We start from the raw sequence: 15,806 nt of genomic DNA on the forward strand, positions 1-15,806 counted from the left end.
GAGGAAACACAAAAGGTTTATGTATATTTCACACATTTTTTATGCCTCCGGGGCAATTTATGCAAATTTCTTATATTCTTCATAGAATTTTACATATTCTCCGGCAGAGGATTTATTATAAAATGGACTTGGAGGAATTCACCTATGAAAAAGCGAAAAACACTGCTTCTGCCGCTGGCAAGACAGTTTACGGTCATATTGATCCTTTTCACCCTGTGTACGGTATGTATTACCATATACAGCACGTTCGGTTATTCACGGCTGCAGACAAGCTTTCTGAATAACAGCCTGGAATCCTACTCCGCCCAGCTTGCAAAGAGTACAAGAGAAGCTTATGAAAGCTACGAAAACATCTGTTACAGCATTGCCTACAGTCAGGTCGTCCAGAATTACCTGATGAGTGAAAACCGCGGAAAATCCTATGAAAACTACCGGCAGCTGGAAAACCAGCTGAGCAATACGGCCCTTTTGAATCCTTATATTATAGACATTGCCGTTTACGGACAGGACAGCACCTTTGCCTCCCTGTGCGGCTCCGCTTCCAATTATGAAGAGTTTTCCCGATCGCTTTCAGATTCCCGGTTTCCTTACCGTTCAGCCGGCGTCGCCACGGTCAACCGTACACTCTGTCACGTCCTTGCCATGCCTATCTACTCTCTCGGCACCGGGGAAAGCCGTTATCTTGGCATTCTCTTTCTGGCCATTGATGTGAATAACCTGCTTGGCAACAGCCTGAAAAGTGATGAAAATGATTACGACCCCAGGATTCTCTTCACTGACGCCTCCGGCCAGCTGATATACGGAGAGCCGCAGCTGTATGACGCTCTGTGCCGGGAAGAGGATCGCAGTGATGTTTTTCAGATTCAGGAAACTTCCGACAATCCTGTCACCTACGCGGTGACGGGGTATTCCATACCGGGCATTGAGCATACCCTGTATGTGCTTATCGATAAAAGCCAGATCACCCGGCAGGTTGCCCGGATTTCCGGACGGCAGCTGTTGGTCATGTGCGCGATAACCTTTCTGGCCCTGTTATTTCTTTTCCTGCTCTACCGCCCTTTGATCCGCTCCCTGAAACAGCTTACGGATTTTATGAATACCATTTCTTCCGGCGACCGGCGGGCCATGAAAGAAGGGGCCGTCATCCATCAGGGCCTGATCGGCTCCAAAGAAATCAGTGAAATTTCCACTGCCTTCAATGACATGCTCATTGAGACGGAAAAGCTGAACCATACGATATTCGACACTTATACGCGGATGTATGAGTTGGAAAACAACAACAGGAAAACGGAGATTGCCTTTCTCCGCAGCCAGATCAATCCGCATTTTCTTTATAATACACTGACCATGATCTGCGGCCTGGCAGCGGAGGGGATGGACGATAAAATCATTTCCGTTACCGGCGCACTGTCCCGAATCTTCCGCTACAGTATTAAAGGAAGCGATATGGTGACTCTGGAAGAGGAAATGAGTATCGTCAGATCATATCTGATGATACAGAAAGAACGTTTTGAGGATCGTTTTACCGTACGTTACGAATTTTCCGAGGATTCCCACGACTGTCTCATTCCCAAAATGGTCATACAGCCCCTTGTGGAAAATGCCATCGTCCATGGCCTGGAAAAAAGCCTGGAGCCCGGCGAGCTTCTTATCGGGGCAGGCCGCAATCCCGAACACGGATATCTGGCCATATGGATCTTTGATACCGGTGTGGGAATGCCGGAAAGCAAGCTGGCGGAGCTTCGGGAATCCATCCACCGGTCCGTATACAACAAAACCGGGGATGCCTCCGCTGATCTGGAGGATCTGGATTCCCAGAATCATGAAAGCATCGGCATTCTGAATGTAAACAGCCGGATGGTCTTGTATTACGGCACCGACTATACCCTTCTGATCGATTCCGAAGAAGGGGTCGGCACCAATATCCAGATTCGTGTTCCTTATCGGCTCAAGTCAGATACAAATGCCCGGGCCGCACAGAATACTAACAGCAAAGGAGAAAACCATGTACCAGGCAATTGTGATTGATGACGAAAAATGGGTGGTAAAAAGCCTGATAGCAACCATACGGGATCAGGAATACTTTGAAATCACGGCTGAATTTTACGACGGCCTTTCCGGGCTGGAGTACATCCGTGCCCATGAGCCCTGTCTGGCGTTTGTGGATGTGCGTCTGCCGGGCATGGGAGGGCTGGATATCCTGCAGGCCGCCCACGCGGAAAACCTGAGCACCCTGTTCATTATGATCAGCGGGCATGCAGAATTCGCCTATGCGCAGAAAGCCATGTTCCATAATGCCATAGGTTATTGCCTGAAGCCGTTTTCCAGGAGTGAGCTGCTTGATTCCATGCAGAAAGCATACCAGCTTCTGGAAGACCAGAAGGAAAAGACGCCTGAAGGAGAAAATTCATCTTCTTCCCCGGACCATACAAAGGTATTCGTCCCCAGACACCTGACCGCCTTCCATAAATCCGTGCAGATGATGATCGATTATACGGAGCAGCATTATCAGAAGGATATTTCCATACAGGATCTGGCGGAGCACTGTTCCATCAATGCCAATTATGCAAGCCAGATATTCAAACAGGAAATGGGATTCACCTTTATCAGCTACCTCACCGGCCTCCGGATCGATCATGCCACCTGGCTGCTCACTCATACGGAGCAGACGGTCTTTCTCATCGCCACCCAGGTTGGCTACAGCGATTACTTTTATTTTGCCAAGGTCTTCAAAAAAGTGACCGGACGGACGCCGACCGCTTATCGTAAGGATATTGAAAAAACAGAGGATGAGCTTCCTCCGTCCAGATAAAAATGTACATGCCTGGCCATATAAGGAGAACTCACATGCGAAAAAAAATTTTGTCCGCCCTGCTGCCCCTTATCCTCTGTTTTACCCTTATCCTTCCCGGCTGTTCCGCCGACGGGCAGACTGCTGCGCCGGACCGTTCCGTCCTTCCGGAATCCCTGCAGTCCCTTTCCTTTGAGGAACATCTGGATATCAGCGTCGGCTACTGGAATATCGAGGAAATGGTAAAAGCCTCCCAGCCGGACGGCATGACAAGTTATATAGAGGAATTATTCAATATCACGCTTCATCCGGTGTCCGTAACCTGGTCCAACTATAAAGAGCGCTACCAGATACTCAGCGCCACGGGCAGCCTTCCGGATGTATTTGCCACGATCACACTGTCATCCAATGACAATAACGATTCCGCGACCTTTGCCGATATGATAGAAACAGGTTCCATCCGGGCACTGCCTGAAGATCTTTCCTCCTTTCCCCTGCTGCATTCGCTGCTGGAATCCGTTTCCTATACACAGTATATGGACGGCCGCTATTATGCCATTCCCAGAGCCTCCTTCATGGATTCCATACTGGGCGCTACCGACGCGGCCATGCTTGTACGCAGAGACTGGATGGATAACCTCGGCCTGAAGGATCCGGAAAATCTGGAGGAGTTCGCCGCCATGTGTTCCGCCTTCGCCCATGAGGATCCGGACGGAAACGGCCTGGATGATACCATCGGCTACAATGTAAACAATCTTTCCGCTCTGGGCAAATGGGTGATCCTGGGCATCTCCCCGGAATGCAACGTTTATTCCTGGATTGCAGAAGACGGCCGTTTTGTCCCCTCCTGGGCAACGGAAAGCTTCAAGGATGTGGTCGCCGCATACCGCAGGCTCTATGAGACCGGCGGGCTGGATCCTGAATTTTATTCCAAAGCTCCCAATACAGTTATGGAGAATTTTGCTTCCGGAAGGCTGGGCGCCCTGGAATATAAGTCCTCTCCATCCTCCTTAATGGAATTGAAGGACAAATGGGACGTCATGAACGATAAGCCCTTCGAGGAATGTGTGGATGTCCTCCCTGTTTTTGCCGCTCCCGACGGTGTCCGTTACAGCAATTCCAGCTGTATTTTCTGGTCTGAGTCCTATATTTCCTCAAAAGCTGATGACCGGAAGCTGGAACGAATCCTGGCTTTGTTCGAATTTCTCCTTTCCTCCCGTGGACAGGAATTCTGCCATTATGGTATAGAAGGGGTTGATTACAGGAACACGGAAGACGGCTATCAATGCCTGCTGGACACCGGTTCCGAAAGCCTGACCACCACTCTCAGCCGCAAATACCCTTCCGATATCCTGTTTTCCGGCATTGCCACCTGGGGCGGTGGCTGGGAGGATTTTGAAGAAAACGGGATGAATGAACTGCGGTACGGAGGCGCCTGCGTAAGGCTGGCCCGTAAATCGGCGCTCTGGTACCGGGACAATACTACTCAGCTGGAAAGGCCCTATGCCTTTCTTATCTATCCAAAAGAATCCACCAAGCAGTTCAGTACCTCCCAGGCCTTTGATGCCTTTGTAAACTGCATCATCGGAAGCGGTGACGCCGTTTCTATGTGGGAGGATTATCTGGAAGAGATGCGATCCCTCGGACTGGAAGAATATATCGACAGGCAGAACGAAAACTACGGAAGGCAGGAGTATACAAGCTCCCGCCTTCCGTAGTTCCTTCTTTTTATTCTTCTATTTTCAGCACATAGGCATAGTCACAGGGTTTCCGTTCCGGAGCTTTGACATGCAGAGCTTCTCCGTCCCTGATAAAGGTCAGCGGCTCCTTCTGTCCTATGAGAGTAACCCTTCCCACCTTCTTTGCGCAGGGCCCGTTTTCCCTCAGGGTGCAGATGCGGAACCATCCCTCCTCCGGCCAGCCCATGGCAATGGCATACAGGGTTTCTCCGCGGGTAGTAAAGCGGTAATCCCTGCCGGTAAGGACATTGCTGCGTACATCTGCCGCCGCCCCCTTATCCAGCTGTTCCGCTATTCTTTGTGTATCATAATCGGCATCTTCCACCACCGTAGGCCCTTCCGCCGCGATGAAATACGGCCTTGTTTCATAAATGGCCTCTCCGTTCAGCGCCAGCCAGTCCCCGATTTCCTCCAGCGTCTTCACCGCATCCGGGTGAAAGGATCCGTCCGCATAGGGACCCACATTCAGAAGCAGGTTTCCGTTTTTGGATACGATATCACAAAGCTGGTGGATGATACACTCTGCGGATTTATATTTGGGATTCTGAACCATTGACCAGGTAACATTATCCTCCAGCCTGTCATCCGACTGCCAGGGAAAGGGCCTGGGCGCTTCGAACCGGCCGCATTCAATATCAAACACGCCGATTCCTTCCGGGAAATCCTCCTGCTTATAGGTGATGATCCCGTCCGTTTTCCCTTTGGTATGATAATAATAGTCCGCCGCCGCATAACGGTATTCTTCCCCGATAATAAAGGTACGGCTGTCAAAATACACCACATCCGGTTCATATTTGTCCACGACCTCACATACCTTTTCCTTCCAGATTCTGCAGAAGTCTTTATCCGGATAGCGGTAAGGCATGTAGCGGTTCGTCTCCAGAGGCAGGGCAGGGCCGTAATATTTCTCATTATCAGGCAGGTAGACGTCCGCTTCGTTGTCCGTGGACATAAACCATCCCCAAAGCCACTGATGATGGAACGTGGCAAGGGTACGGATACCCTTTTTGCGGAATGCCTCCGTGCATTCTCCCACCACATCTCTTCCGGGGCCGTAGTTCACACTGTTGACCGGATTTACCTTACTGTCCCACATGGAAAAATTATCCGCATGCTCGGAAACCGGCCCGGCATATCTGGCACCTGAACGTTTAACCAATTCTGCCCACTCATCCGCATCGAACTTTTCCCCTCTCATCATGGGATAAAAATCCTTATAGCCGAAATCATGCAGGCTGCCGTAGGTTTTTTCGTGATACAGGTTCTGTTCCAGGCCCTTGGCATACATGTTGCGGGAATACCACTCGTTCATACAGGCCGGAACGCTGTAGGGGCCCCAGTGGAAAAACAGCCCGAATTTTGCATCCCGGAACCACTTCGGAGCCTCTTTAGCCACACTGCTCCAATCTATCTCTTTCATCTTCTTTCTCCTCCTGTCTGTTCCAGACTGATCCGGTAAAAGGACAGCGGCGGCATATATGTCACCTCATCCACCATGGGAAGCTTTACCGGATCCGCCTCCCAGGCGAAGGACAGCACAGCTGTTTCCCCGGGTTCTCTGTCAAGCTCCAGGTATACCCGGTTTTTGTCCTCCCGGTTTGCCCGGATGCTTTTTATTTCCACAGGACCGGCGCTGTCCTCCAGGGTGAAGCCGCTGTCCCTGCCGTTGGCCGAATACAGCATAAAGCAGTTCTTTACATGGGCAAAGGTAATGCGCAGCCATGTTCCCTGTAGCTCCAGCCTTTCTTTTTCTTCCTGCTCTGCTATCACAGCCCCGCCAAAGTCCGGCGCTTCGAATTCCTCCGCCCCGTTAAGCACGCAGGCACACTGTCTCGCCAGCCGGATCCCTAACGCCACATTTGCCTGGGCGCTGTTATGTACGCTGTCCGACTGGCTCAGATTGGTGGTGGGAAGCACGGAAACCGCCGGAATGGACAGAGCCGCTCTCCTCTGGGCCTCTCTGACCATTCCCCATGCTTCGTCAAACGGACCGTTAATGAAGCGGTTCAGCTGCATAGTGAAGAAGGGGATCTCATAACCCAGGGCAGCGCGCAGGGCTTCCGCCAGTTCCCGAAAATGCTCTCCATATGCCTCAGCCTGCTCCGGCCGGGTATCCTCACAGCCCTGATACCACAGGACTCCCGCATAGCGCCCCTTTGTTTCCCGTATTTTATTCATCATATTTCCATAAAGATCCCCATCCTTCGGATTCCAGCGCTCTATAGAAGAACCTCCCTGAGCCGTCTGGATCAGGCCGACAGGCATTCCCGTCAGTTCATAATATTTTTTGCCAAAAGAAAGATAAGGCGATACTCCCGGTATCCCCATTTCTTCGTTGGGAAGAGATCCGGCTGCAGTACTTTCGTTCATGGGATGGCTTGCCAGATCCCATTGATTCCGGTTTCGGAACAAATGTACGCACAGATGGGGCGGATCCGTACAGTAATCCTTCCCGTATCCGGCGGAATTGGACTGTCCCGCTATCAGAAACAGATTTCCCACTCCCACATGAAGGACACAGTCCCCCCGGTACAGCCATGTCAGGTTCGGCAGCGTGCTCCTAGTCTCCAGGCTGGTCTCAATCCGGTACAGCCCTCCGGCCGGAATGACAAGCTCCGTCTGAAAGCTGCCTGTGAAGTTCTCTCCCTGCGTCACCTGTACTGCCGGTGTCCAGGGAATCACCGTCGTATTATCGTCTTCCCGCATAACGCGCACTACCGGCGTGGCGGAGGCAACGCCCACTTCAATGGCCGCTGGGTGTACCTTATAAGTTCCTGCCAGTTCCACCGTGGCCTTTCCCTTTTCCTGCTGTATGATTTCCCAGTCCGACGGACCGGATGTCAATGTGATTCCATGCATATGGCTGCCCTCATTTCTTTGCCGGTCAATCTGCCCGGCATGTCAAATTTGATGTCCCGCTGCCTGCGGGGGAGTATTCGGCTTCTTTTTCCCGGAAGGAATATTCATGATCCGTCTGGCTTCTTCCGGTGATGCGGTTTCCAAATCCATGGCCCGGATCAGGGCCGCCAGCTTCTCCACTTCCTCATAATTAGCGCAGGCTGTCCGGCCCGGTGCAAGGTAACGGCTGTCTTCGAATCCAATCCGCACCACCGCCGCCCCCATGGCAATGGCCGCGGCGAGGAATTCCCAGTTATCACGCCCATAATGGGTCACTCCCCACAGCGCGTCCGCCGGAACCGCGGCGCGGAAGGCTGTGAGGCATTCCATGTTGGGCTGCATACCTCCCTTATGCCCGAATACCAGGTTATAAAGCACAGGATTCCGGTACGGCACCTCCTGCTGTGTCATGCGGATATTATAAATCATGCCGATATCAAATACTTCTATTTCGGGAATGATCTCCCTCTCATATACGGCTTTTGCACAATACCGGATGTCCTCAAAGGTATTGATATAAACCGCTTCCCCCAGATTGGTGGTCCCTCCGTTCAGAGAAGCGCTTTCCACTCTCCAATAATCCAGCGGATAACAGCGCCGGCGGATATCCATATCCGATATCCCGCCGGTGGACGCCTGTATAATCAGATCCGTCCGTTCCGCAATGCGATCGAAGGTATCCGCCATTTCCGTAATATCCGGTGTCAGGGAGCCGTCCGGCCGGCGGCAGTGCAGATGGCACATGGCCGCGCCGGCAGCCGCGCTTCGCACCACATCCTCTGCCAGGGCTTCTTTATCCACCGGCAGTCCGGCTTCCACCGGGGCCAGTGAAATAATTACTTTTCTCATTCTTACATCCTCCTGTCTGAAGGGCATCCTGTGCAGGGCTTTATTCCTCCAAGGATGCCGGAGCCAGCAGCTCCACGATTTTCTTCAGTGTATCCCTTTCCCCCACATTTCCCGGGAATATAATATAGGCAAGCCCGGGGAACCGGCTTTCCGGTCCGGTTTTCCATACCGGGATGCCGGGCTGTACCTGGCCTGCCGCCAGCGCCTTACGGACCTTAAGCGCCTTAGTCCCCACATCGCTGGAGGTAATTCCCCCTTTGGCAATGAGAAAGGCCGGTTTGCGGTTCAGGCCCGCTATCACACCTGTTACCGCATCGGATATTTCCACGGAAAGCTTCAGCTTTTCTTCTCCGTTCATTCCTTCCGGGGCAAGCAGTGTGCGGCTGGTATATACCACCGCCGTTTTGCCCCGGTTCATCGCCTCTTCCGCTTCCCTGATAACCCTGCGGGTTTCCTCCGCCAGCCCGCCCTTCCGGAAGCAGGTGTTCACGTTAAATTCCAGGAATTCTGCGGGGACGCGGGTCTTTTTCAATTCTTCCAGCTGCAGGGTTGTTTTTTTCACATGAGAACCAATGAGGACGATTCCGCCGTAATTTTCCCCTGCCGCCTCATCCGCTTCTGCACCCAGCAGCTCCTGCCTGTCTAACAGCGGCCTGTCGCTTATGTTTCCGAGCACCTTGGGAAGCGCGGCCGCACTTCGGATCAAAAATTCTTTTCCCGCCTTTATCGCACGCAGCAGACAGATCGCAAAGGTTTCCACGTCACTTTGTGCCGCCGCATCCACCAGAACGGGACGGAAATTCTCCGCCTGCAGCAGAAGCTGCGTGATTTCCTCCAGCTTCTGCGCCCGCAGCATGGAAAGAGTGATGTAGATACTGTCCTCCTTCCGGTAACGCCCGCCGCTCTTTTCCTCCACGTATTCTCCCAGATGGGAGGAATGATAACCAAAGGTCTTATCCCGTGCGAATTCCGTCTGCCCGGCCGGTACCAGCATATCCCCTTCCTTTACGTAATGGACGCTGTTAATGGTATAACGCCCGCCTTCCCTGAAAAAGGGACAGAGTATCTGCCCGTGTACCGGCCGGCCCGTCTGCTGTTCCACTGCCTCTCTCAGCGCCTCCAGCTCCAGAGGGTAATGTCCCCGCAGAGTGGAATCCCCCCGTGAAACCAGCAGAAGCTTTTTCCCGCAGGCTGCTGCAGCCTTTACCGCTCTTTCAGCAAGTATTTTATGTTCTTTCTCCGTTTGGGAAGCTGAAAAGCTTCTGGAATTGGTCAGTACAAAGAACAGGCTGTTTTCCTCCTGCATGCCTTCTTCCAGGCTTTGCTCCGACCAGTCCGTATAAACAGACACATCATGGACCGTCTGGATGCCGGTGGGATCATCATCCAGCACCAGGACCTTACGCCCGAAATCTTTCCATTCCTCCTGATATATGCGGTGTATCTCTTCTCCGTCGGCCTCCTGCAGTGACTCCAGCACAGATATGGGAAGCCTGCTGTATTGTTCCATAATTCCTCCTCATTTACGCCGCTGTTTGGTTTTTTCTGTTTCCTTTTACCGGCTGCCTGTCAGTTCTCTCTGCCGGCCCGCCTTTCCCCTGCATCCATTATCGGAAGCCAGACGCGCATCTCATCCATACCGCGGTTATCCCATGCAAAATAAGGGATCATGCGTGCGGTTATTTTTTCATATTCCCGGTTCCCATAGTCCTGATAAAGGGCATTCCGGTCATAGCCGTCCTCCCTTTTTCTCAGCAAAAAGCTTCCTTTCAGAGAGGTGACTGTCCTGCCTTCTATCACAAAGTCTTCCGGTTCCAGCCTGATATCGGACGGTATCATCAGATCATCCAGTGTCTCCGCCGCCGCGTCCATTCCCTCGATGCAGTAAACCAGAGGGCCGCGTTCCACCGCCACCTGGCCGGAATCCTCCTCCACAAGCGGATGCGCACAGGTAAGCCTCGCCTCCATGGCAAAATCCACCAGAATTTCCCGGTTCTTTGGAGCCTCTATCTTCAGGCATATGTATGTGCCGCCGTCCTTACGGCTCAGGCTGTAGCTTTCTTCGTCCTCCCCTGTCCTGCGGTTCCGGCACCGGACAGTTCCGTTTCTGACCCAGGAAGGGATCCGCAGATGCAGGGAAAAGCTGCCGCAGGATTTTAAGGCTTGCGTTTCCTCTTCTTCAAAGGTAAACCTTATGTTTCCGTCATAGGGATAACCGGTTTCCTGTACCAGGATGAGTCCGGAGTCCTGTTCTTCCCCATCCTTGCCCGGGAACGCCACCCTGGCCCGGCTGGCTCCGTAGAGCACCATATAAATTCCGTCCTCATCCACGGCATAGGCATACTCGCTCATCTGGGCCATCAGCCTTGCCAGATTGGGAGGACAGCAGTAGCTCAGAATATATTCCGCCCGTTCCTGTCCCCAAATCAGCTCATAAGGAAGCTTTTTGGCCCTGCGCAGCATGTTTTCATAGAAAAACCGTCTGCCGTCCATGCTCACCGCCGCCAGATTCACATTCAGTATCATGCGTTCCAGTACATCCACATACTCCGCCCTTTTCTCCAGGCAGAACATTCTCCATGCCCAGTATACGCCGCCGACAGATGCACAGGTCTCGTTATATGCGGTCACATTGGGAAGCTGATATTCATAGCCGTAGGCCTGATGGACGAGCTGGTGGGTAAAAAAATTGCCGTAAGGGGAGGCACCGTTATACAGCGCTCCGCAGCCTCCGGTAATATACATTTTTTGTGTCACAAGGCTGTTCCAGACCTTATGAAGTACCTCCGCAAGCTCAGGTTCCTCCTCTTCCAGGCACAGATCCGCCACACCCGCATAAAGGTAATTGGCCCGTACCGCATGACCGATAATACGATCGTGTTCCTTAAGAGGAAGCCGATCCTGATTGTCATCCAGCCCCTCCTTTACGGAATCCCTGAGAGTGACCGCCTTTTTCAGAAGCTCCAGATAATCCCGATCACCTGTGGTACGGTACAGCTCCGCCAGCCCCATATAATGAGAAGGGCAGACTGCGGTCTGTACCTCCCCGCTTTCCTCCGCCCGGTCATACAGATTTTTCAGATAGCCCGCCGCCTTTCGGGCGATGGTAAGAAAGCTGTCTTTCCCTGTCAGCCTTTTATACAGACAGGCGGAAGTGAACAGATGCCCGAAATTATAAACCTCGAAGTCATTGATATCTCCCAGACGGGCTGCTTTTCCATTCCGTTCCCCTATAATTTGCTTGGTTGAAATATAGCCGTCCGGCTGCTGCGCCCTTCCGATCAGGGCCACATATTCCTCCAGACGCTCCAGGAGTTCCCGGTTATCCGATCGCACGGCTGTATAAACTGCGGCCTCCATCCATTTATAAAAGTCTCCGTCTCCGAAAACCGTACCGTCAAAGTCTCCGTCCGCATCCCCTGCGGCAATTTTAAAGTTTTCCAGCACATGGCTGATATCCCTGCTTTCAAACATTTTCTGCAGATGCGGCACCATGGACGCAGTGCAGGTATCAAAACGTTCCTTATAAAGTCCTCCCGTCCATTTCACATCGGAAAAGGGAAGCCCCTGTAATCCGGCATTCGGTGATTTTCTGGTATCTGTCAGCATATTCTCCTCCTGTAATCCTACATCAGACCTTTTCTTTGCAGCGCCTTTTTCAGTTCTGCCGCTCCAAACCTGGGGCTGGACAGAGTAACTATTCCCAGTTCCCGGTAAATATCCTCCTCCACATAAGCCATGGAGCCCTGGGCAAGGAGGATCACATCCGCATCGTCCTTCACCCGGGCCGCTTTGGCAAGAAGCAGACGGCGGAATTCCTCCTGATCCAGTCCGAAGGCTCCGTCAATCAGGCCGTCGGTCAGTTCCACATGCCTGCCCATTTCCCTTGCCACACGAAGAACTGTATTTTTAGTCGGCTCCAATGTGGTCGGCAGGGTTGCGAGGACAGCTATCCTGTTTCCTCTGCGCACCGCCTCCCTGCACATTTCCTCATCAATACGTACCACCGGCACTCCTATGTAGGCTGCCGCCGTCTGTACACAATCTGCTGTTTCTCCTACGGAAGAACAGATATTCAGAATGGCGTCCGCTCCCTGCTTCACCGCATCCATATACATGCTTATCAGTTCCGCTGCTGCCCGAGGTGTCACATACCCCGCTTCCCTGACCTCTGCCAGAATCCCCGGATTGCTCAGGCTGATCAGCTCCGCTTCCTCCCCGATATTTTTCCTTACCTCTCTTTCCACCAGTTCAATCAGTTCCGGTGTCGTGCTGGTATACACAAGTGCTGCTTTCATACTGTTTTGCTCCTATCCGTGCGCTTTGGCGCACATTTTATTCCAATCGCAAACAGGCGGTGTCAGAATTGGCCCTTCTGACACCGCCTGTTTCAAAATGCCTGCTTCTTTGTTCTATTATAGAAGCAATCATTCTTAAAAAATATATGAAATTCTTCAGACTGTTATGGAAATTTTACAGATTCGGGACCTCCTAAAAATAGTTCCCCAGGCTCCGGTAGCTGTCCTTCACCACCTCATAAGCCAGCTTCGGCCTTCTGTATTCATCCACGATTCCCTTATTATTCATGGTTCTGGGGCGCGAACCGAACCAGCTGTCACATACGCGGACATCACAGAATTGCCAGATATAAACACCGCTGCAGCCTTCCCGGGAAAAAACGGCCTGAAGCTGTTCTTTGAGCGCCTGTACCTGGTATTCCTCCGACCATTTCACATGAGCGGGGGTACGGTAGCCGTATATGGCTCCCGCGCCGATTTCCGTTATCAGGAAAGGCTTTCCCGTCCCTTCCGATTCGTTCTGTATCCACTGATAAAGTTCGTCCAGATAATCCTCCACAGGTACATCATGGTACCATTTGGGATAAATGTTATAGGATACCACCTCCGGATATCCCAGGCAGATATCCGTCTTGAAACGGCAGCTGGCCGAGGAACGGGGACGGTAAGGATCCAGGCTTTTAATCAGTTCGTACTGTTCACTGTAGCACTCCCTGCCGTATTCCGTATCACTGGCGCACTCGTTGAGAATCCCCCAGATATAAATAGAAGGATGGTTATAGTGCGCGGTGATCATTTCCCTGATACAATCCCCGCACTGCTGTTTAAAATGAGGATTGCGCATATTTTCTTCCGACAGGCCCCTGGCATGGTTTTCCTCCCAGACCAGGATTCCCTGTTCATCACAGAGATCCAGAAAAAGCTCATCATTGGGATAATGCACGGTCCGAATGGAGTTGGCTCCCAGATCCTTTATCAGCATCAGATCATGCTGCATGGCTGAAAAAGGAAGCGCACAGCCGAATTGGGGATGATCCTCATGGCGGCAAAAGCCTTTTATCCGCAGCTTCCTGCCGTTCAGAAGAATATCCTTCCCTTCCGTCCTGATTTCCCGAAAACCCACTCTGTCAATGATATCGTCCGCTGCTCCGTCCGCTGTCCTTAATACTGCCGTTATCAGATAAAGCACCGGTGACTCCGGCGACCAGCATTCCGCCCAGGGACAGGGCAGTTCCTCCGTGGAAAAGCTTTTTTCTTCTTCTCCCTCAAGTACTATCGGCAGGACTGCAAAGGAATTTTTACCGATTTCCACTTCAACAGAGCCGTCAAGCCTGCCGGAAGAAAGATTCCTCACACGGATTTCCGCCTTGCCGTACCATCCGTCTTTCCGCAGGAAAGGGGTGAAATGAATCCATGAAAGATACGCCTCTCCCAGCTCTTCCAGCACCACTCCCCGGGAAATCCCGCCATAGGACTGATAATCATTGGGCACATGAAGGGCGGAATCCGGACCGAAGGAATTATCGGCAATCACTTCCAGCTGATGGATGCCCGGCCTTATATCCTTCAGCACCACATCAAAAGGGGTATATGCATTGTAATGAGAACCGACAGGCTTTCCGTCCACCAGGACTGATGCCGTATGGCTCACTCCCTTAAATTCCAGACGGATATTCCCCTTCGCCTCAAACTCCCTGGAATAGGAAGCCTGTCCGCGGTAGGAAACCGTATCCGGATAATTCTCCCAGCAGCCGGGAACCGGCGCCTGAATAACCGCTTCTTCCCCCTGCGTGCCTATGGTATGAAAATTCCATAAGGCAGAGGATAATTCCGCTGTTTTTCTGATTTTGTGTGTTTCAAAGGTACGTATCATGTTTTTTCCTCTCCTTTATTCCCATTGGGATTATTTCCTTCTCATTCGATTTCCGCAATCCGGAACTGTCCGGGTTCCGTCAGTTCAGCCCTGCTTTCTTCTTTTCACCATAGGAAAGCGCAGCGTATTTCCTCTGCTGGAGCGGATATAATCCAAAGCTCCCTCCAGATCCTTCTCCCCATGAATATGGTAGGCCGGATACGCTGTGTCGACAAACAGGGGAATATCCATGGTTCCCGACTGGATACAGAAAAAAATTTCTTCCGTATTCTGTGAAGGATTCCTTGCCGGTACAAAACGGGTTCCCTTATCCATGGCCTCTTTATCTATATAAGTACAGCTTCCCAATCCGCCGGCCTCATAAATGCCCGATACCTTCAGCCGATCCGCAAACTGCTTCTTTCTGCGATCCGCTTCTTTTTTATATAAAGCTGCATTCCTTTTGTCTGAATTCGGCGCTCTCTCCTCCATAAGCCATGCATTCGGCCCGGACGAGCGCCCGGCGCAGCTTTTCGACCAGAACAGTTCTGAAATAACGCCCTTCTGGGTTGCACGCAGATATTCCACCAGTGCGGGATGCAGAATCAGATCGGAATCCACAAGAAAAACCGCATCGTATTCCTTCTGCATCGCATACCGGATAATCCGGTTCCGATATCCTGCCACTCGTACAAGACGCGCTTCTTTCCTGGCATCCGTATCTTCCGCAGCGCTTCCCTTTACCGCAGGCAGCACAGTAACCTCAGAACCTTCTCTCTTGAAATTCTTCAGGAGCTTTTCCGAAATCTCGCTGTCATTGTCATCAATAAAAATATAGTCGATAAGGAAACCTTCATGCTCCAGGCTTTTCAATGAAATCAGAAACGCCCTCAGTACACTGGCTCTTTCACATACCGGACTGCCAACCAAAACTCTCTGCAATGCCATCCAGTTACATCCTCTTACTCTTTCTTCTCCTGTTAAGGAAAATAAAAGGCCACTTTTATCAAAAAGTGACCTTCATTAGACTTCTTAATTTTGTACGGTCAGCACCCGTTCACCAGAGACTGCCGATGTGTTAAGTATAGCACTCATGGTAAGAGATGTCAAACTTTGGTTCGGGTGGGGGAGAAGAAAAAAAAGTGAGAGCCGCCGTCCGTGTTCCCGGTGTCCTCCCGCGCTGCCCGGTTTCGCCCTCCCGGCTCCCTTCCGGCCCCTTGTCCCCGGCACAGGCCGCCGAACTGCAAGGTTCCCTGCAGGGGACGCTTTCGCTCGGATAATCACGCAGCGGTACTAAGGCTGCAAAATACGCAGCCTAAGGACCGGCGAGATTATGACGCCCCTTTCGGGAATCCTTGCAGTTCGGCGGCCTGTGCCGG

General features: G+C 51.9%; 11 protein-coding genes. 3 read left to right on the forward strand and 8 right to left on the reverse strand.

The annotated features are described in order from the left end of the window. Nucleotides 1–144 precede the first annotated feature (144 nt). From BLA28_RS27020 to BLA28_RS27030, 3 genes are read left to right on the forward strand one after another with little or no spacing between them, the layout of a single operon-like run. Nucleotides 145–2,028, forward strand: coding sequence for a sensor histidine kinase (locus BLA28_RS27020; RefSeq protein ID WP_169897311.1), 1,884 nt, complete (start codon nucleotides 145–147; stop codon nucleotides 2,026–2,028). Beyond that, a complete protein-coding gene (locus BLA28_RS27025) occupies nucleotides 2,006–2,812 on the forward strand; it encodes a response regulator transcription factor (protein WP_069157105.1) in 807 nt (268 codons plus the stop codon). The genes BLA28_RS27020 and BLA28_RS27025 overlap by 23 nt, the downstream gene beginning before the upstream one ends. Before the next feature lie 35 nt (nucleotides 2,813–2,847). After that, entirely contained in the window at nucleotides 2,848–4,509 is a 1,662-nt protein-coding gene (locus tag BLA28_RS27030; protein ID WP_069157104.1) for a type 2 periplasmic-binding domain-containing protein, read from the forward strand. 10 nt (nucleotides 4,510–4,519) lie between these two features. Here the strand turns inward: BLA28_RS27030 and BLA28_RS27035 are convergent, their stop codons facing one another. The 8 genes from BLA28_RS27035 to BLA28_RS27070 form a co-directional block, all read right to left on the reverse strand. Beyond that, the gene (locus BLA28_RS27035) at nucleotides 4,520–5,950 is read right to left on the reverse strand and encodes an alpha-L-fucosidase (protein ID WP_069157103.1); all 1,431 of its coding nucleotides are present in this window, start codon (nucleotides 5,948–5,950) and stop codon (nucleotides 4,520–4,522) included. Then, nucleotides 5,947–7,389: a sialate O-acetylesterase gene (locus tag BLA28_RS27040; RefSeq protein WP_069157102.1), complete on the reverse strand. Its 1,443-nt coding sequence runs from the start codon at nucleotides 7,387–7,389 to the stop codon at nucleotides 5,947–5,949. The genes BLA28_RS27035 and BLA28_RS27040 overlap by 4 nt, the downstream gene beginning before the upstream one ends. 42 nt (nucleotides 7,390–7,431) lie before the next feature. Beyond that, on the reverse strand, nucleotides 7,432–8,277 hold the full coding sequence (locus tag BLA28_RS27045; protein WP_069157101.1) for a BKACE family enzyme: 846 nt from the start codon (nucleotides 8,275–8,277) through the stop codon (nucleotides 7,432–7,434). A gap of 40 nt (nucleotides 8,278–8,317) precedes the next feature. Continuing rightward, entirely contained in the window at nucleotides 8,318–9,787 is a 1,470-nt protein-coding gene (locus BLA28_RS27050; protein WP_069157100.1) for a four-carbon acid sugar kinase family protein, read from the reverse strand. A gap of 59 nt (nucleotides 9,788–9,846) precedes the next feature. Further along, complete coding sequence (locus tag BLA28_RS27055; RefSeq protein ID WP_069157099.1) at nucleotides 9,847–11,886, reverse strand: glycoside hydrolase family 127 protein; 2,040 nt, start codon at nucleotides 11,884–11,886, stop codon at nucleotides 9,847–9,849. A 17-nt stretch (nucleotides 11,887–11,903) separates the two neighbouring features. Further along, nucleotides 11,904–12,575 carry an aspartate/glutamate racemase family protein gene (locus tag BLA28_RS27060; RefSeq protein WP_069157098.1) on the reverse strand — a complete coding sequence of 224 codons (672 nt, stop codon included), beginning with the start codon at nucleotides 12,573–12,575 and terminating at the stop codon, nucleotides 11,904–11,906. A gap of 193 nt (nucleotides 12,576–12,768) precedes the next feature. Next, a complete protein-coding gene (locus BLA28_RS27065; protein ID WP_069157097.1) occupies nucleotides 12,769–14,448 on the reverse strand; it encodes a glycoside hydrolase family 2 protein in 1,680 nt (559 codons plus the stop codon). Between the two features lie 84 nt (nucleotides 14,449–14,532). Beyond that, nucleotides 14,533–15,375: a hypothetical protein gene (locus tag BLA28_RS27070; protein WP_044969455.1), complete on the reverse strand. Its 843-nt coding sequence runs from the start codon at nucleotides 15,373–15,375 to the stop codon at nucleotides 14,533–14,535. Nucleotides 15,376–15,806: the final 431 nt, after the last annotated feature.

Source organism: Eisenbergiella tayi, assembly GCF_001881565.1.
In the GTDB taxonomy this organism is placed as follows: Bacteria; Bacillota; Clostridia; order Lachnospirales; family Lachnospiraceae; genus Eisenbergiella; species Eisenbergiella tayi.

Excerpts from the sequence above, each read along its gene's own strand:
- BLA28_RS27045 (WP_069157101.1), bottom strand. The coding sequence starts at position 8,277 with ATGAGAAAAGTAATTATTTCACTGGCCCCGGTGGAAGCCGGACTGCCG.
- BLA28_RS27020 (WP_169897311.1), top strand. The coding sequence starts at position 145 with ATGAAAAAGCGAAAAACACTGCTTCTGCCGCTGGCAAGACAGTTTACG.
- BLA28_RS27065 (WP_069157097.1), bottom strand. The coding sequence starts at position 14,448 with ATGATACGTACCTTTGAAACACACAAAATCAGAAAAACAGCGGAATTA.
- BLA28_RS27040 (WP_069157102.1), bottom strand. The coding sequence starts at position 7,389 with ATGCATGGAATCACATTGACATCCGGTCCGTCGGACTGGGAAATCATA.
- BLA28_RS27035 (WP_069157103.1), bottom strand. The coding sequence starts at position 5,950 with ATGAAAGAGATAGATTGGAGCAGTGTGGCTAAAGAGGCTCCGAAGTGG.
- BLA28_RS27030 (WP_069157104.1), top strand. The coding sequence starts at position 2,848 with ATGCGAAAAAAAATTTTGTCCGCCCTGCTGCCCCTTATCCTCTGTTTT.
- BLA28_RS27025 (WP_069157105.1), top strand. The coding sequence starts at position 2,006 with ATGTACCAGGCAATTGTGATTGATGACGAAAAATGGGTGGTAAAAAGC.
- BLA28_RS27060 (WP_069157098.1), bottom strand. The coding sequence starts at position 12,575 with ATGAAAGCAGCACTTGTGTATACCAGCACGACACCGGAACTGATTGAA.
- BLA28_RS27055 (WP_069157099.1), bottom strand. The coding sequence starts at position 11,886 with ATGCTGACAGATACCAGAAAATCACCGAATGCCGGATTACAGGGGCTT.
- BLA28_RS27050 (WP_069157100.1), bottom strand. The coding sequence starts at position 9,787 with ATGGAACAATACAGCAGGCTTCCCATATCTGTGCTGGAGTCACTGCAG.
- BLA28_RS27070 (WP_044969455.1), bottom strand. The coding sequence starts at position 15,375 with ATGGCATTGCAGAGAGTTTTGGTTGGCAGTCCGGTATGTGAAAGAGCC.